Genomic DNA, 19,416 nt, shown 5'->3' with positions numbered 1-19,416 from the left:
GGGCGCGATCGCCGCGGCGGGCGGCGCGGCCATCGCGGGCTGCGCCTGGACCGCCGCGGCGCTGATCAACGTCCCCGATCCCGTCACCCTGGCGGCGCTCGCGGTCATCGAGCCGTCGTCGGTGGGCACGTGGTTCCCGAGCCGGATCGTCCAGGCCCCGGCCCGGGCGAGCGACCTGCCGGCGCGGCCGCGCCCGATCCTCGACCGCGTCCCCTGGAAGGGGAAGACGGTCCCGCTGATGGCGGTGCTGGAGGCGACCCACACCAACGCGTTCCTGGTGGTGCAGGACGGCGTCCTGATCCACGAGTGGCAGCGCGCGGGCACCGGGCCGGAGACGCTGTTTCCCTCATGGTCGGTGGCGAAGTCCGTCGTCTCGCTGCTGGTCGGCGCCGCGGTGGCGCGGGGCCAGCTCGCCGAGACCGACCGGGTCTCCGCGCTCCTGCCCGAGCTGCGGAACGGCGCGGTCTTCGGCCAGATCACCGTGCGCAACCTCCTCGACATGGCGAGCGGGATCGCGGTGCCGGAGAACTACGATCCCCGGCACCCCCTGACCGGCACCGCCGGCATGTACCTGACGCGCGATCTCACGGCCTTCGTGCGCGACAACGCCCACCTGGCCTTCAAGCCCGGCACCAAGGGCCGCTACCGCAGCATCGACACCGAGCTGCTCGGCCTGATCCTCGCCCGGGTCGAGGGCAAGCCGCTCGCCGACATCCTGTCGGAGCGGATCTGGAAGCCGATGGGCGCCCAGGCCGACGCCACCTGGAACCTCGACCGGCCCGGCGGCATCGAGAAGGCGTTCTGCTGCATCAACGCGACGGCCCGCGACTTCGCCCGCCTCGGCCTGCTGGTGGCCGACCAGGGCCGGTCGGGCGACCACCGCATCATCCCGGGCCGCTGGATCGAGCGGATCATGACGCCGGCCCGGCGCGACGTCGACGGCTGGCAGTACTCGGCCCAGTGGTGGCACGCCCCGGGCGGCGAGGACGACGACATCTCGGCGATCGGCGTCTACGGCCAGTACATCTACGTGAACCGCGCGACCGGCACGGTGATCGTGAAGCTCAGCGACCACGGCGCCGAGCAGGACGAGGTCGACACGCTGGCGGTGATGCAGGCCATCGCGGCCGATCTCGCCGCGGGCCGCCCAGCCGCCCGCAAGGACCCGTGAGCGGGCGACCGCGCCCCTGAATTCCGATCGGTCGCGATCAGGCCGCGATCAGGCCTCGGACGGGCCGGCGCCCGGCACGGAGGGCTGCCGGGCGATCGGGCTCAGCGGCGCGAGGTCCCGCGCCCGCCAGTTGCGCAGCAGCCGCCATCCGACCCGCTTCCAGGCGATCGACGGCACCGGCGAGGCCGGATCCACGAGGGCGCTCAGAGCCCGCGTGTAGTCGAGCACCAGGCCCGGGGTCCAGGTCATGGACCGCGCCCCGTTGCGCAGGAAGGCCGCCGCCCAGAATTCCGGCGTGGTCAGCGCCGCCGCGAGCTGCCGCCAGGGATGGCCGCCGCGGCTGAACGCGCCCTCCACGGCGATGTCCAGCGCCCGCGCAACCGTGGTGGAGCAGTTGCGGCTGATGAAGTTGTAGGTGGTGTCGCGGCTGTACTGAGCCCAGAACGCCCGCAGCCGGGCGGCGTCGATGCCGTTCAGCGTCACCGCCACCGTCGCCGGGCACCAATCCGCCACCTCCGCGGCGTGCGAGGGCAGGAAGCGCCCGGGCACGTCGTTCTCCGGGCCCGCGCGCAGGCTCGAGCGCAGATTGGCGGGGGAGCGGTCGATCTCCACCGCGGGATAGTGGCTGACGTAGAGGTCGTCGCCCTGCTGCAGGGCCGCGTGGCCGGTGGAGAACCGCCCGGCCTTGTCGACGGAGGCGACGTAGCGCCGGATCAGCCGCTGGCCGGCCGGGGTGGTGGCCTGCCCGGTGGGCGTCCAGACATAGACCGTCAGGCTGCCGGGCTCGCTCGCGCCGGCACCGGAGGCAACCGGCTCGGCGGTGCCCAGGCGCCGGGTGCGCAGCCCGACCAGCGCGAGGTTGGCGCCGTTCAGGATCAGGAACATGCCGATGCAGTAGCCGACCGTGCCGGCGTACCAAGTCGGCCAGGGCTGGAGATGGAACAGGCCGAAGGCGATGCTGAGGCCGCCCAGCGCGAGCGACATCCGCCAGCCGGAGAACTTCAGCAGGCCGGCGATCGTGATCCGGACGAAGCCGTCGACCACGAAGGCGACGCCGAAGATCATGGCGAGCAGGAAGGTGCTGTGCTTCGTGGCCATCATGATCAGCACGGCCATGACCGACAGCAGCGCGCCCTTGGCGAAGCGCAGGCGGCGGGCGGTGCCGACCGCCGACACCCCGACGACGAGGGAGCTCACGCCCTCGGCCAGGAGGATCAGGCCGAACCACCGGTCCGGGACATGGAGCGCGCCGTCGAGGGAATCGATCGCCACCAAGATGCCGAGGGACGACCACAGCAGGCCGGTGGCGACGATGAGATGCCAGTGGCGGCGGACCGCGGCCCGGCCGACGAGCAGCATCCAGAGCGGCGGCATCCGGCCGCCGACCGCGTCCGCGGCGCCCGGGCCGGGCGCTTCGAGCGCGGAGAGCGCGCGCGGGATTGAGGTCGCACAGGGTCCGGACATAGGGGTCGCCCTCGATAGCGCGCGTCGTCGAGCCTCTCGCACGGATGCCGCCGTGCCGTCACGGCCGGAAGGAGGCGCCCGACAAGCGAGCGTTTCGCGAGGCGCCCGGGGCGCAAGATCCACGCCTTGCCTGAGAACTTTGTTAATCGCGGCCGGGTCCGGGCGCCAGCGCCCGCGGATAACCGCGCCCGCGATCCCGCCGCGCGCACCCCCACCGGGGTTCGGCGGGGGCGCGGGTCACGGCCCGATCAACCCGTAACGGGTCGGCATCCGTGATCGGTCCCTGTCTCCGCCACTGATTCGCGCGCCTGCAGCCTGTCATCGCGCGGCGGTTCGAAGTCATCGCCGACAGGCTGTCGGACCGGATGCCGAAACTGCGCATTGTTTGCGACGCTTCGCGAGCACAGCAACCTCATGTTGCTTCGCAAGAACAGAAAATGCTCAAAGAACATCCTAAGATAAACCGTAGACAAAATAGACAGTTTTTGTATAGTTACGCGCCAATCTTGGCAGACTCGAAGCAATTCGGCGCATGCTTGGGCGGTAAAAGCTGATCAATGCGTCAGATTTATCGATGCGCCGGTTTTCAAGCTTCGAATCTCTGTACTGGGGGATTCATGAACACCATCGATTTGAACGAAAAGACCTCGGATCCGAACACAGACCTGATCAAGTGCACGGCATCACTGGTCGCGGCCTACGTGTCTCGGAATGCGGTGGGCGTGGGAGACCTGCCGGTTCTGATCGACCAAGTGCACACGGCCATATCGGTGCTGCAGGGCGGCGGTTCGGGCTCCGGCCCCGGCTGGACCGGGCCGACAGCGGCGCAGATCGAGGCCTCGATCCAGCAGGACGGCCTGATCAGCTTCATCGACGGCCGGTCCTACAAGACCCTCAAGCGTCACCTGACGGCGCACGGCCTCACGCCGGAGCGCTACCGGGCGAAGTACGGCCTGCCGGCCGACTACCCGATGGTGGCCCCGGGCTACGCCGCCAAGCGCTCGGAGATCGCCAAGGCGATCCAGCTCGGCCACAAGGCGGCCTGAGGGCCCGTCCCGCACCGGCCTGGATCGGCGGCCCCGTCCGGGCCGCCGCGGGACACGGGCGGGGACACGCCTGACGGCGGACCGACCGGTCCGACCGTCCCGGTCTCCGCGCTGGGATCGGGGGCCCTGGGGGGCCAGCGCGGAGACCGTCCATGATGGACCGGCGCGGCAGGGCGGGTCGAATCCCGCGAGCGTCCGCCCGGGGCGCGGGCCGCTCAGGCCCGGGCGACCGCCAGGATCCCGTCGTCGATGGGGACGAAGCGGACGCCCGCCCGGCGCAGCGCCTCGACCGCGTGCAGGCGGGACCGGCTTCCCCGATGCTCGCTGTCCTCTTCCAGACGCCGCACCGTGGAATGCGACAGGCCGCTCGCCTGAGCGAGTTCCATCATCGACCAGTCGAGGAGAGCCCGCGCGGCCCGCAGGTGGTGACCGCTCACGGCATGCTCCAGCCCCTCGTGCAGGCCGACCGGGTGCGGGGCGTGGTTGCGGACGGGGTATTTGAGCCCGCAGCGGCCCAGATAGGTCCCGTCCGGGTCCCAGACCGGCATCGTGAGGATCCGGAAGTGCCAGCGCTCGCCGTTGGCGAGACACTCGTGGGCGTCCCCCTGGAAGAACGCCCGCCGCTCGATCTGCTCCAGGGCCGCCGCCCGGAAGCCCGCGCGCTCCTCGGGGACGATCAGGAGATACGGGTCGGCGCAGATCTCCTCCAGCGGGAGCCCGTGGACCTGGGCGACGGCGAACGGGATGTCCCGGACGCGGTCGAGCCCCATCGAGAAGGTCGCGATATGCTCCGTCAGGTAGAGCGCGCTCTGCCGGCGGCGCTCCTCCTGCCGCAGACGCGCCAGCTGCTCGCGGTCGCTCACGTCGAGCGCCGTGCCGTTGAGGGCGACGGGCCGCCCCTCCGCCGAGACGCGCACCTCCATCGTCAGCGAGAGGGTGCGCACCGTGCCGTTCGGCCGGATCACCCGGACGATGACCTCGCGGGGGACATGCCCCTGCCGGATATCGGCCAGCGCCGGCATCAGATGCCGGTCCTCCGGATGGACCAGGCTCAGCAACAGGTCGTAGCGCGCCTTCGCGGCGTTCGGAACGAGCCCGAGCAGCCGGTAGAACCCGGGCGACCAGACCTGCTCCTCGCCCGCGAAGATCCAGCTCCAGGCACCGCTCATGCCCCGACTTTCCGTCAGAGTCAGGAACTCTCCCGACGAGAAAGTCAGAGCGCTTAAAGCTGTATGGAACATCTTAGCACCGATCGAACTCTATCACCGCTCCCGCCCCGTGGCCACGAGAATTTTTCCAGCATAAAAATTCAGAATTCAGCCGATCATCTTTCCAGTCCGGCGCAGATCCGTCCGTCAGTCCGACCGCAGCCGGACAAAAGCCACCGAAAACAGCCTGCAGCGACGCGATGTGCTCCCTGCTACACGAGTCCACGTCTGCCGCGCCGCGAATGGAGGGTCCTGAGATCCTCGACCGTATCTGGCCCCTCCGCGCGTTCGGCACGCACCGCCGTGACTGCAACGCGACCGGCCCGCGACGTTCGCGCGGACTGTCGGAAGGCCGTTCTGGTCTTACGGTGTTTCAGAATCGTGATTTTCGGTTCTCGCTTTAAATCGATCGGCAGAAAAACGGCCCTCGAGCGAAACGCGCGCATCAATCCGGCCGAAAAATCTATATGTTGCTGTCTTATTTTATCGATAATAGTTCGTAATATATTTCATTGTCTGATCTAAAGACATATATATCTGAATGATTACAGCACAATGGATGCGGATACGGGTCGGAATGTCGCGCGAAACCTGAGATCGCCGAGCCCCGGAAGCCCGGCGCGCGACGGGGCAGCGCGCGCGGCCGGATCGGCCCGGCAGACCGGGACGGGTGGGCGATGGACAGGGTGGGCGATGGACAGGGTGGGCGATGGACAGGGTGGGCGATGGACAGGGCGGGTGATTGACAGGGCGGGTCGAACAATGCGGGGAGACGGGGTCGCGCACCGGGAGGAACCGCATGAGGGTCGCCTGCATCGGCGAGTGCATGGTCGAACTGTCCGAACGCCCGGACGGGAATCTGGTCCGGGGCTTCGGCGGCGACACGCTGAACACCGCGCTCTACCTCGCGCGCCTCGGCGTCGCGGTGGACTACGTGACGGCCCTCGGCGACGACATCTGGAGCGACGAGATGGCGGCGGCCTGGGGCCGCGAGGGCATCGGCCTCGACCGGGTGCGCCGCCTGCAGGGCCGGATGCCGGGCCTCTACATCATCCGCACGGACGCCGACGGCGAGCGCAGCTTCCACTACTGGCGCGACCGGGCCGCGGCCCGGGACCTCTTCACAGAGCCGGGCGCCGCCGAGACGGAGGCGGAGCTGGAGCGCTACGACCTCGTCTACCTGTCCGGCATCAGCCTCTCGCTCTACGGCGAGACCGGGCGCGCCGCCCTGTTCGAGACCCTGTCGCGCCTGCGGGAGCGGGGCGGCCAGGTCGCCTTCGACACCAATTACCGTCCCCGCGGCTGGCCCGACCGGGACGAGGCCTGGGCGGCCTTCCGCGCGGCCCTCGCCCTGGCCGACGTGATCTTCGCCTCGGCCGAGGATCTGGACTGGCTCTTCGGCCCGGCGGGCGAGGACGAGGTGCTGCGCCACCGCGGCCGGGCCGAGATCGTGCTCAAGGCCTCGGGCGGATCCGGCCCCGTCGCCCGGGTGCTGCACGGCCCGTCCGACACCGCGGTGCCGGCCGGGCGCGCCGCGCGGGTCGTCGACACGACGGCGGCGGGCGACAGTTTCGCGGCGGGCTACCTCGCGGCGCGCATCGCCGGTCTGGCGCCGGAAGCCGCCGCCGCCGAGGCGCACCGCCTGGCCGGGGCGGTGATCGGGCATCGCGGCGCCGTGATTCCCCGGGACGCGATGCCGGTCCCCGCCGCCCGGCCGCCCGCCCCGGACGCCTGAGGGCCGCCCGAGGGAGACCGGGCCGCCCTTGAGGCGGACAAGCGCAACCGCTACCTCTCTGCCAGTGGGGGACGGCCCCCGCAGCGTCATCGCCGCGCGCGGTGCGGCCGAGAGGGCACCCGTGGCGCCGATTCCCCCGCCGATCCAGGTTCCCGAGCCCGACGCCGCCGCGGCGGGCGGCACCCCGAAGACGCGGGTCAGCGCGCGCGGCCGGCTGCGCACCTATTTCCTCACCGGCATCATCGTCGCCGGTCCCCTGGCCATCACCGCCTACATCACGTGGTGGTTCATCGCGCTGATCGATTCGTTCGTGAAGCCGCTGGTGCCGGCGAGCTACCTGCCGGACCATTACCTGCCGTTCTCGATCCCGGGCCTCGGCCTCGTGATCGCGTTCCTGGCGGTGACCCTGCTGGGCTTCCTCACGGCCAACCTCGTCGGACGCTCGGTCATCGAGTTCGGCGAGGTCCTGCTGGCGCGGACCCCCGTGATCTCCGGCCTCTACAAGGGCCTGCGGCAGATCTTCGAGACGCTGTTCTCGGCCAACGGCACCTCGTTCCGCACGGTGGGACTCGTGGAGTTCCCCGTGAAGGGCACGTGGTCGGTGGTGTTCCTGTCCGCCCCGGCGGCCCACGAGGTCGAGGGGGCGCTGCGGGCGCGGGGGGCATCGGCGGACGACCTCGTGGGCGTCTTCCTGCCCTGCGCGCCCAACCCGACCACGGGCTTCTTCTTCTACCTGCCGCGCGCGGAGGTGGTGGAACTCGCGATCAGCGTCGACGACGCCGCCAAGCTGGTGATGTCGGCCGGGGTGATCCAGCCGGAAGACCCGCAGGGCCGCCTCAACGCCATGGCGGCCACCCTGCGGACGGCCCAGCAGGCCGGCGGCCCGGTGCCCCGGCGGGAGCCGCAGGACGCGTGATGCGGCTCCCGCCGGGGCACCGGGCCGCCGGCTTCGTCGCCGTCTCGGCGGCCGGAGCGAAGCGAACCCGTGTCACGCCACGGCTCAGGACGTCCCGCTGCGCTGGGTCGCTTCGCTGTGCCCGGGATGACGGCAGCGTCGACCGGAACCGTCGAAGCGGGGACGACCTCCGGTCCGCTCAAGGGGCCTTGCCGAGGCGCCGGCGCGCGATCCCGGCCTCCTTCGCGCCGATCTCACCGTCCCTCGGGTCGAGGGAGGCAGCGGGATCGGCGGCGATCGTCCACGAGAAAGGCCGCCCCGCAGGCGCGGGACGGCCTCTGACAGTCAGGCTGCTGTTCGGCTCAGCGCTGCAGCGAGGCGGTCTGCGGCGCGATGGTCGGCGGCGTCGCCTGCGCGACCGTCACGGCACTGCGGGGCGCCGTCGGGCCCCAGCCGGACGCGCATTGCAGGGTCAGGGCCAATCCCAGCGCGATGCAGAGCCCGTTGGCGGCCAGCCAGAAGGGCCGGGATGCCCGGCGCACGGCGGCCTGCAGCTCGTCCGCGGTCTTGCCCGCCGCCTCGGCGGCGCGATCCGAGATCGGCAGGAGCCAGGGCTCGGTCGGCAGGGCGTGGGCACCGGCCATCTCGTGGGAGCCCGGCAGGCCTTGGAACAGTCCGTTCGACATGTCCGTCCTCCAGATTCGTCCGTGATGTCCCGGCTTACCGGGCCATTCGTTCATCTGCAGTTAAGGGAAGAATACGGCTGATGCAAGGTCACGGAGCCTGTCCGGACCCTGCCGGACCGCCCGCCCGGCGCCGCCAAGCTTCCGCACAATCCCGCCAAGCCCCTCGAAACAATCATCTTTTCAGGGCGCCTGTGACATTGCCGCATCGGACGACCGATCCGGTCGCGCGGCGACGATTCCCGATCCGGCCGTTCAGGCAGGCCGGACTTTCCTGAACGAGAGCGTTCAGGAAACCGTTCAGGAAACCGCTCATCCGGCCCCGATCAGCCGGATCGCGGCCTCCCGCTCGAACAGGTAGAGCAGCACCCGCAGCGCCTGTCCCCGCGGGCTCCTGAGGCCGGGATCGCGCTCCACGATCATCCGCGCGTCGTCGCGGGCGGCCTCGAGCAGGGCGGCGTCGCTCTCCAGCCGCGCCAGCCGGAACGCCGCCATGCCGGATTGCCGGGTGCCGAGCACCTCGCCCTCGCCGCGCAGCTTCAGGTCGGCCTCGGCGATGCGGAAGCCGTCCTCGCTCGCGCGCATCATCTCCAGCCGGGCCCGGGACACCTGCCCGAGCGGGCCCCGGTACAGCAGGAGGCACGAGGAGGCCTTCGAGCCGCGCCCGACCCGGCCGCGGAGCTGGTGCAGCTGCGCCAGCCCGAACCGCTCCGCGTGCTCGATCACCATGATGGTCGCCTCGGGCACGTCGACGCCGACTTCCACCACCGTGGTCGAGACCAGGAGCTTGGTCTCGCCCGCGGCGAACCGCGCCATGGCGGCGTCCTTCTCGGGTCCCGGCATCTTGCCGTGGATCAGCCCGACCGCGTCGCCGAAGTGCTTCCGCAGGTCGTCGAAGCGCTCGGCCGCGGCGGCGAGGTCGACGAACTCCGATTCCTCCACCAGGGGGCAGATCCAGTAGACCCGCTCGCCCCCGGCGATCGCCCGGGCGAGGCCGGCCACGACCTCGTCGATCCGCTCGGTCGGCAGCGTGATCGTGCGGATCGGCTGCCGGCCGGCGGGCTTCTCGTCGAGGATCGAGACGTCCATGTCGCCGAAGAAGGTCAGCGCCAGGGTGCGGGGGATCGGCGTCGCGGTCATGACCAGGAAGTCCACCGCCTCGCCCTTGGCGCCGAGCGCGAGCCGCTGGTGGACGCCGAACCGGTGCTGCTCGTCCACCACCGCGAGGCCGAGATCGCGGAACGTCACCGCCTCCTGGAACAGCGCGTGGGTGCCGACCAGGATGTCGATCTCGCCCGCGGCGAGGTCGGCGAGCGTCGCCTTGCGCTCCGCGGCCCGGTCGCGGCCGGTCATCAGGCGCAGGCGCAGGGGGCCGGCCAGCGGCCTCAGCCGCTCGAAATGCTGCCGCGCCAGGATCTCGGTGGGCGCCATCAGGGCGGCCTGACGCCCGGCCTCGACCGCCGAGGCCATGGCGAGCAGGGCCACCGCGGTCTTGCCCGAGCCGACATCGCCCTGGAGCAGGCGCAGCATCCGCCGGGGCGCCGCGAGGTCGGCGCGGATCTCCGCCACCGCCCGGCCCTGCGCGCCGGTCAGCGCGAAGGGGAGGGCGGCCTCGAGGNGGCTGCCCAGATCGATCCACGTCCTTTCGATCACTCGGCGAAGGCCTGCGCGAAGCGCGTCAGCGTCGGCTCGTCGGTGAGGTCGAGGCGCAGCGGCGTCACCGAGATCCGCTTCTCGGCGATGGCCTTGAGGTCCGAGCCGTGGCCCGGCTCGAACCGGGCCTTGGCGAAGGCCGCTTCCGGGACGGCGTCGCGGGCGGCGGCTGGAGCGGATCCTCGGCCTTCGGCGGCGGCGCCTCGGGGCGGTGCTCGAGGCGGAGCGCGTCCGCGAAGGGCGGCAGGCGGTTCCGCTCCAGCCAGGCCGGGTCCTGCCATTCCGGCAGGACCGGCAGCCGGTCGAGGGCCGCGACCGCGAGCTTGTTGATCGCCCGGGAGGTCAGCCCCTCGGTCGCGCCGTAGACCGGCTCGACGGCGGGCAGCTCGGCCAAGCCCGCCTCGTCCACGATCCGGGACGGGTGGACCATCTGGCGGGTGCCGTCCCAGAGGTCGATCCGGCCGGTGATGTAGCGGTGCGCCCCGAGCGGCAGCATCTTCTCCACCCGGGCGCGGGGCATGCCGAAGAACACCAGTGCGATGTCGCCGGAGGCATCCTCCACCAGCACCCGGTGCGGGCGCCGGCCGGGCCCGGCCTGGGCGGGGCGGTGCGCCACCACGGTCACGCCGATCGTCACCGGCTCGCCGGTGGGGGCCTCGCTGATCGAGCCCATGAGCTTCCGCGCGACGCCGCCCTGGGGCAGGTGGAACAGCAGGTCCACGACCCGGGCCTCGCGCTCGGGGGTGCCGAGCAGCTTCTCGATGAGCGGCGCCATCTTCGGGCCGATCCCCGGCAGGGCGCGGGCCGGCGCGAAGAGCGGGTCGAGGATGCTCGGCCGCAGGGCGGGTGCCGCGGGCGCACGGCCAGCCCCCTCCTCCGGCGCCTCGTCGGCTGCGGAGTCCTTCAAGGCCGGGTCCTGAGGCGCGCGTGCATCTGTCATGGCGGTTCGGCGGACATGGTGCCGGAGGCGCCTTATCATCCGGTGCATCCCGGCGCGCCAGTGCGGCAGGATGGAGACCGGATCCCCATGGCCAGTGACTTCGCCAGTGACTTCGCCAGCGACTTCCTGCCGGGCTTCGCGCGACACCGGATCGAGACGGCCCCCGGCGTCACGATCCACGCCCGCTCGGCCGGCTCCGGGCCGCCGGTCCTGCTGCTGCACGGCCACCCGCAGACCCTGTCGACTTGGCTCCACGTCGCCCCGCGGCTGGCGGAGCGCCACACCGTCGTGGCCATGGACCTGCGCGGCTACGGCGATTCGTCGAAACCTCCGGGCGGCGCGCGCCATGAGAACTACGCCAAGCGCGCCATGGCGGCCGACGCGGTGGCGGTGATGCGGGCGCTGGGCCATGAGCGCTTCGCCGTCGTCGGCCACGACCGGGGCGGGCGCGTCGCCCATCGCCTCGCCCTGGATCACGCCCGAGCCGTGGAGCGGATCGCCCTGTTCGACATCGCGCCGACCGCGACGATGTACGCGCGCACCGACAAGGATTTCGCCACCCGCTATTTCTGGTGGTTCTTCTTCATCCAGCCCCATCCGCTGCCGGAGACTCTGATCGGGGCCGATCCGGAATTCTTCCTGCGCCACCACGTCGAGGGCCAGTCCAAGACCCCCGGCTCGACGCCGCCAAAACTCTTCGCCGAGTACCTGCGCTGCTATTCCGACCCGGCCTGCCGCCACGCGATCTGCGAGGATTACCGGGCCGCCGCCGGGATCGACCTGGAGCACGACGCGGCCGATGCCGAGGCCCGGATCACCGCGCCGCTGCTGGCGCTCTGGGGCGCGAAGGGCGTGGTCGGCCGGACCTACGACGTGCTGGAGACGTGGCGCGAGAAGGCGACCGACGTCTCGGGCCGGGCGCTGGATTGCGGCCACACCCTCCAGGAGGAGCGGCCGGACGCGGTTCTCGCGGAGCTGGCGGCGTTCCTGGATTGACGGGCTGCGGCTCCGTGGCCCCGCGTCGCTGGTCTTGGCAGATCCGTTGAAAAGCGCAGATACGGGACGTGCCGGGCTCGCGACCAGCGTCCCCGGTTGATGAATGCGACACCTCCGCCTCGTGAGCGGAGCGAAGCGACCCGGGGCACCACGCGTCCTGACGTCCCGCTGCCCCGGGTCGCTTCGCTCCGCTCGCGATGACGGGGCCGCACATCGACCGGAACCCTGGGAAGCCCGACGCCACACTGTCCCGAGTGGGACGCGTCGATCGTGCAGGACACCATGCCGGAGGACACTAACACCGTCTTCGACGTCGCCGTGGTCGGGGCCGGGGCCGCGGGGCTCGCCGCCGCGCTGGCGGTCGCCCGCGAGGGGATCCGCACGGCGCTGGTCNGGCCTCGCGGCCGCGCCGGCCCTTGCGCAGCCGAAGAAGCCCGCCCCGGCCGCCCCGGCGCCGACCGCCCCGGGCACCCCGGCGGCCAACACCCCGGCCGCCCAGACGGGCCCGCAGATCGTCGCGGTGAAGTCCGAGCCGAGCCAGGCCGACTGGACCAAGGTCTGCGGCAAGGACCAGGGTTCGGGCACCGACATCTGCTACACGACCCGCGACTTCGTGTCCGACCAGGGCCAGCCGGTGCTGGCCGTGGCGGTCTACGAGATGAAGAACCCCGCCCAGAAGCAGGAGGTGCGCGTGGTGCGCTACCTGCTGCCGCTCGGCCTGCTGCTGCAGCCGGGCATCCGCTTCAGCGTCGACGGCCAGGCGGCGACCGCCGGCCGCTTCGCGGTCTGCTTCCCGAACGGCTGCTTCGCGGAGGCCGGCGGCGTCGATGCCGGCGTGATCGCCGCGATGAAGAAGGGCACGACCCTGAACGTCTCGGTCCAGAACCAGACCCAGCGCGAGGTCACCTTCGCGGTGCCGCTGGCCGGCTTCGGCAAGGCCTTCGACGGCCCGGCCATCGACCCGAAGGTCCTCGAGGAGCAGCAGAAGAAGCTCCAGGCCGAGCTGGAGAAGCGCTCCGAGGACATGCGCAAGAAGCTCGAGCAGCAGGGTGGCGCCGCCGGCGCGGCTCCGGCCGCCGGCGCCGCGGCCCCGGCCGCCAAGTAAGCGGATCGCGCGACCGTTCGATATCGGCCCGCCGCCTGCGCGGCGGGCCCAATGAGGGCCGGGCCGCATGGTCCGGCCCTTCGCGTTTCGGAGATCCGGACCGGGTGCGGCGCCCGATCGCGCGGCGACGGAGTTCACGACTCAGCCAGAGCCGGGACGATCGCGGACTCGCGCCGGAGCACCGGCCGCCGGCCTCGAGCTCGGCGGCCCTGTCGCTGGCGCGGGCCGGATCTGGCGGCGCACGCGCGCGACGATACCGGCCGTCACGGGCGGCTATCGCGGCGGGATTGCCAGGATCATGCCGAGATCTTGCGAGGATCTTGACGACCCCGCCCCGCTCAGTTCGTGGCGCGGTCGCGCATCCGGTACGCGCCGGCGGCGTCGCGCTCGAACATCTCGGCGATGCCGGCGTGACGCAGGGCCTCGCCCGACGTGTCGGGCAGGAGGTTCTGCTCCGACACGTAGGCCACGTACTCGGTCTCGGCGTTCTCGGCGAGCAGGTGGTAGAACGGCTGGTCCTTGCGCGGCCGGACCTCCTCGGGGATCGACAGCCACCATTCCTCGGTGTTGTCGAACACCGGGTCGACGTCGAACACGACGCCCCGGAACGGGTAGATCCGGTGGCGCACCACGGCGCCGATCGCGAATTTCGCGGTTCTCAGTGTCACGTCCGACATGGTTCAACCCGTCCAGATCGGACAGATAGGTCCGATGACGGATCGTGTCACCCGGTCGCCGCGGAAGTCGGCGTTTCCGCGACTCGGGCCAGGCGGTCCCGGACGGCGATCGCCTCCGGCAGCGGCCGCCACAGGACGGTCATCTCGGCGATGCGCCCGGCCGCGTCGAGGCGCCAGTAATCCATCCCGTCGAGCCGGTGCGGGCCGGCCGTCGCGCCGAAGAAGGCGGCGACGTGCGCGGGGCCTTCCAGGATCTCGCGGATCTCGAAGGCGTCGACCGCCGCCAGCAGGGCGTCGACCACCGGCCGGATCGCCGCCTTCCCGCGCAGGGGCTCGGCGGCGAGCGGCGTGTTGAGCACCACCGCCTCGGTCATCTGCGCCAGCATGGCGTCCCGGTCCTTCGCCGCCAGGGCGGCCGCGAAGGCGCGAACGTGGGTGAGGTCCATCGGAGGTCTCCTAGGGGATCCGGATGCCGAGCTCGGCCGCGATCGCCCGGGCGGTGGCCTCGCGCCGGGCCGTGATGTCGGCCGCCGCCGCCCGCACCCGCGCCACGGTGTCGGGAGAGGCCGTGCGGGGCGTGCCGCTGTCGAAGGGGGGCTCGGGGGCGTACTGGATCCCGAGCTGGATGGTCCGGGCGGCCTCCTCGCCGCGCAGCGCCGCGGCGAGCTGCAGCGCCCCGTCGATGCCCGCGGTGACGCCGGCCGCGAACACCCAGGTGCGCCCGTCCGCGTCACGGTCGATCACCACGCGCGCGTCCACCGGCTCGGCGCCGAAGAACGGGAGGAGGTGGACGGCGTTCCAGTAGGTCGTGGCCCGCCGCCCGACCAGCAGGCCGGCCGCGCCGAGGATCAGGGCCCCGGTGCAGACCGAGAAGACGTGGCCGGCCCCGGCCGCCTGGTCGCGGATCCAGCCGAGCACGGTCGGGTCCCGCATCAGGGCCTCCTGGCCCGTGCCGCCCGGGACGTGCAGCACGTCGAGCCGCGGGGCCTCCGCGAGCGTGGCATCCGGCAGCATCCGGAGGCCGCGGACGTCGCGGACGGGTTCCGGGCCGGGCGCGTAGACCCGGTAGGTGCTGTTGGGCACCCGGGACAGGACCTCGAACGGGCCGGTGAGGTCGATCTGGTCCAGCCCCTCGAACAGGAGCGAGCCGATCTGCAGGTGGGTGTCGGGCGGGATCATGCCGGGCCTCCGTGGTGGACAGGGCGATCCTAGCGCGTCAGGATCTGGCTGAAATGCCAAAGAGCCCTCGTTTCTCGCCAGATCCGCCGCGCCCGGTCGAGGTGCTGGCCTTCCCGTCGGTGCAGCTCCTCGACGTGGCCGGGCCGCTCCAGGTCTTCGCCACCGCCAACGAGCACGGCGGCGCCGGCATGCCCTACGCGCCGCGGGTGATCGCGGCCGGCGACCCGGGGCTCACCGCCTCGGCGGGACTGCGGCTGGTGGCCGACCCGCTGCCGGAACCCGACGCGCCTCTGGACACGCTGGTGATCGCGGGCGGCCCCGGCGTCGTCGCGGCCTACGACGCCGCCCTGGTGGCCTGGGTGCGGGCCCGGGCGGGTCGGGCCCGCCGGGTCGCCTCGGTCTGCACCGGCGCGTTCCTGCTCGGGGCGGCGGGGCTCCTCGACGGGCGGCGGGCCGTGACCCACTGGAAGCATTGCGGGGCACTCGCCGCGCGCTACCGGCGCGCCCGGATCGAGCCCGACCCGATCTTCGTGCGCGACGGCCCGGTCTGGTCCTCGGCGGGGGTGACGGCGGGCATCGACCTGGCCCTGGCGCTGGTCGAGGAGGATCTCGGCCGCGCGACCGCGCTGACGGTGGCGCGCCACCTCGTGATGTTCCTCAAGCGCCCCGGCGGGCAGGCGCAGTTCAGCGCGGCGCTGGCGCTGCAGGCGGGCGAGGAGCGGTTCGGGCGACTCCACGCCCACATCGCCGACAACCTGTCCGGCGACCTGTCGCTGCCGGCGCTCGCCGCGGCGGCCGGGATGAGCGCGCGCAGCCTGAGCCGGCACTATCGCGAGGCGACCGGCCTGACCCCGGCCAGGGCCGTGGAGCGCCTGCGGGTCGAGGCGGCCCGGCGGGCGCTCGCCGAGACGGCGCAGCCGGTCAAGCGCGTCGCCCGGACCTGCGGCTTCGGCTCCGAGGAGACGATGCGACGCAGCTTCCTGCGGCACGTCGCGGCGACGCCGCAGGAGTACCGGGCGCGGTTCGGCGGGTGAGGGGCCTAGAGCCGTATCCGACCATGTTGCAACGGTCGGGAAGGACGGCGAGCCCGGTCTCGCCAGCCGCGCCAAGCCCCCTCTCCCGCACGGGAGAGGGGACCCGCGCCTCGTTCGGCACGGGCTCGCCGATCGCCTCCGTCCCAACCCGATCGGGAACGGCTCTAGAGCGTTTTCGGTTTGGGCTGAGTCGGCTTGGTGGGGTTCACGCGGCGCTGGGAGGCTGATTCACTAGGCCGGTCGACAGCCGGAGTGATGCATGGGCCGCCCCTACAGCTTGGACCTGCGCGAGCGGGTGGTGACCGCGGCTGCGGCGACCTCGCGCCGTCAGGCGGCCGCCCGCTTCGGGGTCGGCCAGGCAACCGCGATCCGCTGGATGGCGGCGCTCGCCGCGACTGGGACGGTGGCCGCCCGGCCGCAGGGGCGTGCCCGCCGCTCCAAGCTCGACCCGTACGAGACGTTCCTGCGTACGCTGATCGACGAGAAGGTTGACATCACCCTGGAGGAGATGCGCGCCCGGTTGCAGGACGAGCATGGCCTCACCGTCGGGCTCGGCACGCTGTGGGCCTTCCTCGACGCGCGCGACCTGACGTACAAAAAAAGACGGCCCACGCCGCAGAGCAGGATCGGTCGGACGTGAAGGCCGCCCGGGAAGCGTGGTTCGAGAGCCAGCCCGATCTCGACCCGGACCGGCTGGTGTTCCTCGACGAGACGTGGACCGCCACCAACATGGCCCGCACCCGCGGGCGCTGTCCCCGCGGCCAGCGGCTGCGCTCCCCCGTCCCGCACGGTCATTGGAAGACCACGACCCTGGTGGCGGGCCTGCGCCTGTCCGGGATCGCCGCGCCGTTCGTGCTCGACGGGCCGATCAACCGCGACGCCTTCCAAGTCTACGTCGATCAGGTCCTGGTGCCCGAACTCGCACCCGGGGACATCGTGATCATGGACAATCTCGGCAGCCACAAAGGCTCGGCCGTGCGCGCGGCGATCGAGGCGGCGGGCGCGCGGCTCCTGTTCCTCCCGCCCTACTCGCCGGACTTCAATCCGATCGAGATGGCGTTCTCGAAGTTGAAGGCGGGGCTGCGCAAGGCCGCCGAGCGCACGCGCGAAGGGCTCTGGACCACAATCGGGCGGCTCGTCGATGCCGTCACGCCCGACGAGGCCGCAAACTTCTTCGTCGCGGCAGGATACGACCCCGATTAAACCGAAACCGCTCTAGACCGTGTCGCGGCGCTCGAGGGCCGCCGGGATCGTCTCGCGCACGCCGTCGCGATGCTCGTGGATGTCGGCGTTCGGGGCGCGGAGCAGGGCGAAGCCGAGCGATTCGAGGATCGCGGTGCGCGTCGCATCCCGGGCGATCGCGTGGGCGGTCGCATGCGTTGCCCCGTCGACCTCGACGATGAGTTTGGCCTCGACGCAGGCGAAGTCGACGACGAACCGGTCGATCGGGTGCTGGCGGCGGAACTTCCAGCCGTTGAGCGCGCGATTGCGCAACACGCGCCAGAGCTCGGCCTCGGCGCTTGTTTGCGCGCGCCGCAGGCTGCGGGCGCGCGGGATCGATCGGCTCACCGCACGGTTCCGGCAACGCCGTTGCGGACCCGGTGGATGATACGGGGGCGTCGCTTGCGCGGGCCTGACCCGGCGAATTGTCCGGCTCCGCGGCCTCATCGGTTCAGAACGGCACGCGGGTCCCCTCTCCCGTGCGGGAGAGGGGGCGCGTCGCGACTCGCGGACGCCGAATCGGGACCGCCACACGCGGCCCCGGCAACCCGCTCACCCCAGCTTGTAGACCGCCGCCAGCTCCGGGTCCTTCGCGGCGACCAGCCTGGCGAGGTCCACGATGACCTTGGCCTGCTTCCAGGTGGCGTCGTCCTGCATCTTTCCGTCGAGCATCACCGCGCCGGTGCCGTCCGGCATGGCCTCGACGATCCGGGCCGCGAAGGCCACCTCGGCCGGGTCCGGCGCGAAGACCCGCTTGGCGATCGCCACCTGGCTCGGGTGCAGCGTCCAGGCGCCGGCGCAGCCCATCAGGAAGGCGTTGCGGAACTGCGCCTCGCAGGCATCCCCGTCGGAGAAGTCGCCGAACGGGCCGTAGAAGGCCTTGATGCCGTTGGCCATGCAGGCGTCGACCATCCGGGCGATGGTGTAGTGCCAGAGGTCCTGCTGGGCGGTGGCGCGGGGCGCGTCACCGGAGGGATCGCTGAGCACCCGGTAATCCGGGTGGCCGCCGCCGACCCGGGTGGTCTTCATGCCGCGGGACGCCGCGAGGTCCGCCGGCCCGAGGCTCATGCCGTGCATCCGCGGCGAGGCCGACGCGATGGCGTCGACGTTGGCGACGCCCTCGGCGGTCTCCAGGATCGCGTGGACCAGGATCGGCTTCGTCACGCCGTGGCGCGCCTCGAGCTGGGCGAGCAGCTGGTCGATGTAGTGGATGTCCCACGGACCCTCGACCTTGGGCACCATCACGACGTCGAGCTTGTCGCCGACCTCGGCCACGATCGTGAACAGGTCGTCCAAGATCCAGGGCGAGTTGAGGGCGTTGATCCGGGTCCAGAGGCCGGTGCCGGTGGCGGCGAAGTCGGTGGCCTGGGCCATGGCGACGAAGCCCTTGCGGGCCGCCTCCTTCTGGTCGGCCGGGACCGCGTCCTCCAGGTTGCCCAGCACCACGTCGACGGTCCCGGCGAGCTCCGGCACGCGGGCCCGGACCTTGTCGTTGTGGGGCGGCACGAAGTGGATCATCCGCTCCAGCCGCACCGGCAGTTCGCGGAACGGGGCCGGCGCGCCGGTGGCGAGGGGCTGGAAGAAGCGGCGGGGCAGTTTCATCGGGTGCCTCTTGTCAGGGCTGGCGTCCGAGCCCCGTTAAGGCAGCTGGGGCGGGCGCGTAAAGCCGCGCCGCGCGGAAGTGATCCCGGACGTTCGTGACTCTCGGACGTCCGGCACGGCGCGCCGCAGAGCCCGCGGATCGTCAGCCCCGGCCGCCGCGGCGCCCGGCGAGGCCGATCCGGTTGAGGATGCCGCCGGCCTCGCTGCCGGCCACCACCACGAGGCGCCGGACCTCGCCGCGCAGGAAGGCCTGCAGGAAGCGGTTGTAGTCGCGGAACGAGACGCAGCCGTTCGAGGCACCGGGCTGCCGCAGCATGTAGGTGTGGGCCAGCAGGCCGTCGCGGCCGTGGATCGCGGCGCTGCCGCCCACCGGGTTGAGGCGGATCGCCCGGACCCCGTGGAACAGGCGCTCGCGCTCGGTCAGCGTGTAGGTGCCGGGCGGGGTCGAGCCGCGCATGCGCAGGTGGACGTAGCGCGGGTTGTCCATGGCCTCGCCGAGGCCGGAATGGGCCTCCAGCACCTCGCCGGAGGGCAGCGTCACCGTGCGGGCGGTGATGTCGTAGACGGCCGTGCCGACCACCGAATCGGGCTCCGGGCTGATCCGGGTGCGCGGCGCCTCCTGCGGCAGGGCGTCCGGGCTGGCATAGGCCAGCGCCTGACGGGGCTCCTGGCGGGCCTCCTCGCGCGGCGCCGCGGCGCCGACGCCGAACAGCTTCTCGAAGAAGGATGGCTCCTCGGCCATCGCGGCGCGGAACACGTCGCGGGTCCGGGGCAGGGCGCGGCTCGCCACCCGCGCGGGCGGCGCCG

16 protein-coding genes and 4 pseudogenes are annotated in these 19,416 nt (G+C 72.1%); 9 read left to right on the top strand and 11 right to left on the bottom strand.

The window, feature by feature from the left end:
* Positions 1–1,171, top strand: a 1,171-nt coding sequence (locus MMR14E_RS09535) for a serine hydrolase (RefSeq protein WP_331313858.1), incomplete at its 5' end; no start/stop codon positions are given.
* Positions 1,172–1,219: 48 nt separating this feature from the next.
* Here the strand turns inward: MMR14E_RS09535 and MMR14E_RS09530 are convergent.
* Complete coding sequence (locus tag MMR14E_RS09530; protein WP_331313857.1) at positions 1,220–2,635, bottom strand: DUF4105 domain-containing protein; 1,416 nt, start codon at positions 2,633–2,635, stop codon at positions 1,220–1,222.
* A gap of 617 nt (positions 2,636–3,252) precedes the next feature.
* Here MMR14E_RS09530 and MMR14E_RS09525 point away from each other — a divergent pair.
* The gene (locus tag MMR14E_RS09525; protein ID WP_012318650.1) at positions 3,253–3,681 is read left to right on the top strand and encodes a MucR family transcriptional regulator; all 429 of its coding nucleotides are present in this window, start codon (positions 3,253–3,255) and stop codon (positions 3,679–3,681) included.
* A 215-nt stretch (positions 3,682–3,896) separates the two neighbouring features.
* Here the strand turns inward: MMR14E_RS09525 and MMR14E_RS09520 are convergent, their stop codons facing one another.
* Positions 3,897–4,850, bottom strand: coding sequence for a PAS domain-containing protein (locus MMR14E_RS09520; RefSeq protein WP_331313856.1), 954 nt, complete (start codon positions 4,848–4,850; stop codon positions 3,897–3,899).
* Positions 4,851–5,688: 838 nt separating this feature from the next.
* Here MMR14E_RS09520 and MMR14E_RS09515 point away from each other — a divergent pair.
* Both MMR14E_RS09515 and MMR14E_RS09510 read left to right on the top strand, forming a co-directional pair.
* Entirely contained in the window at positions 5,689–6,624 is a 936-nt protein-coding gene (locus MMR14E_RS09515; RefSeq protein WP_331313855.1) for a sugar kinase, read from the top strand.
* Positions 6,625–6,745: 121 nt separating this feature from the next.
* Entirely contained in the window at positions 6,746–7,540 is a 795-nt protein-coding gene (locus MMR14E_RS09510) for a DUF502 domain-containing protein (protein WP_331313854.1), read from the top strand.
* Positions 7,541–7,881: 341 nt separating this feature from the next.
* On the opposite strand, the gene MMR14E_RS09505 is transcribed toward MMR14E_RS09510, so the two are convergent.
* The 3 genes and pseudogenes from MMR14E_RS09505 to MMR14E_RS09495 all read right to left on the bottom strand — a co-directional run.
* Entirely contained in the window at positions 7,882–8,205 is a 324-nt protein-coding gene (locus tag MMR14E_RS09505) for a hypothetical protein (protein WP_012318646.1), read from the bottom strand.
* A gap of 309 nt (positions 8,206–8,514) precedes the next feature.
* Positions 8,515–9,819: pseudogene (gene recG, locus MMR14E_RS09500) on the bottom strand (ATP-dependent DNA helicase RecG); the annotation flags it as partial.
* Between the two features lie 32 nt (positions 9,820–9,851).
* Positions 9,852–9,995 (bottom strand): annotated as a pseudogene (locus tag MMR14E_RS09495) (5'/3'-nucleotidase SurE); the annotation flags it as partial.
* Positions 9,996–10,882: 887 nt separating this feature from the next.
* Here MMR14E_RS09495 and MMR14E_RS09485 point away from each other — a divergent pair.
* From MMR14E_RS09485 to MMR14E_RS09475, 3 genes and pseudogenes are all read left to right on the top strand, one after another.
* Entirely contained in the window at positions 10,883–11,791 is a 909-nt protein-coding gene (locus MMR14E_RS09485; RefSeq protein WP_331313853.1) for an alpha/beta hydrolase, read from the top strand.
* 282 nt (positions 11,792–12,073) lie between these two features.
* A pseudogene (locus MMR14E_RS09480) lies at positions 12,074–12,214 on the top strand (FAD-dependent oxidoreductase); the annotation flags it as partial.
* A pseudogene (locus MMR14E_RS09475) lies at positions 12,189–12,896 on the top strand (invasion associated locus B family protein); the annotation flags it as partial. The pseudogenes MMR14E_RS09480 and MMR14E_RS09475, both read left to right, overlap by 26 nt.
* Positions 12,897–13,234: 338 nt before the next feature.
* On the opposite strand, the gene hspQ reads toward MMR14E_RS09475, so the two are convergent.
* The 3 genes from hspQ to MMR14E_RS09460 are packed head-to-tail and all read right to left on the bottom strand — an operon-like array spanning position 13,235 to position 14,752.
* Complete coding sequence (gene hspQ, locus MMR14E_RS09470; RefSeq protein WP_012318638.1) at positions 13,235–13,573, bottom strand: heat shock protein HspQ; 339 nt, start codon at positions 13,571–13,573, stop codon at positions 13,235–13,237.
* A 47-nt stretch (positions 13,574–13,620) separates the two neighbouring features.
* Positions 13,621–14,019: a nuclear transport factor 2 family protein gene (locus MMR14E_RS09465; RefSeq protein ID WP_331313852.1), complete on the bottom strand. Its 399-nt coding sequence runs from the start codon at positions 14,017–14,019 to the stop codon at positions 13,621–13,623.
* A gap of 10 nt (positions 14,020–14,029) precedes the next feature.
* The gene (locus MMR14E_RS09460; RefSeq protein WP_331313851.1) at positions 14,030–14,752 is read right to left on the bottom strand and encodes a DJ-1/PfpI family protein; all 723 of its coding nucleotides are present in this window, start codon (positions 14,750–14,752) and stop codon (positions 14,030–14,032) included.
* Between the two features lie 53 nt (positions 14,753–14,805).
* Here MMR14E_RS09460 and MMR14E_RS09455 point away from each other — a divergent pair, with 53 nt between their 5' ends.
* Together MMR14E_RS09455 and MMR14E_RS09450 are read left to right on the top strand one after the other, a co-directional pair.
* Positions 14,806–15,786, top strand: a complete 981-nt coding sequence (locus MMR14E_RS09455; RefSeq protein WP_331313850.1) for a GlxA family transcriptional regulator — start codon at positions 14,806–14,808, stop codon at positions 15,784–15,786.
* 259 nt (positions 15,787–16,045) lie between these two features.
* Positions 16,046–16,989 (top strand): IS630 family transposase gene (locus tag MMR14E_RS09450; RefSeq protein WP_331313849.1). Its coding sequence is split into 2 segments (ribosomal slippage): positions 16,046–16,382 and positions 16,382–16,989, totalling 945 coding nucleotides; the frame shifts between segments, so codons are not numbered across the junction.
* 12 nt (positions 16,990–17,001) lie between these two features.
* On the opposite strand, the gene MMR14E_RS09445 is transcribed toward MMR14E_RS09450, so the two are convergent.
* The 3 genes from MMR14E_RS09445 to MMR14E_RS09435 all read right to left on the bottom strand — a co-directional run.
* On the bottom strand, positions 17,002–17,355 hold the full coding sequence (locus MMR14E_RS09445; RefSeq protein ID WP_331313848.1) for an endonuclease domain-containing protein: 354 nt from the start codon (positions 17,353–17,355) through the stop codon (positions 17,002–17,004).
* 204 nt (positions 17,356–17,559) lie between these two features.
* Complete coding sequence (locus MMR14E_RS09440; protein WP_331313847.1) at positions 17,560–18,609, bottom strand: CoA ester lyase; 1,050 nt, start codon at positions 18,607–18,609, stop codon at positions 17,560–17,562.
* Positions 18,610–18,751: 142 nt separating this feature from the next.
* The coding region (locus tag MMR14E_RS09435) for a DUF2778 domain-containing protein (RefSeq protein ID WP_331313846.1) at positions 18,752–19,416 on the bottom strand (665 nt) is incomplete at its 5' end.

Source organism: Methylobacterium mesophilicum, assembly GCF_036441335.1.
GTDB lineage: Bacteria > Pseudomonadota > Alphaproteobacteria > Rhizobiales > Beijerinckiaceae > Methylobacterium > Methylobacterium mesophilicum_B.
The sequence above is the reverse complement of the archived record's forward strand: the minus strand, read 5'-3'. Positions and strand labels throughout refer to the sequence as shown.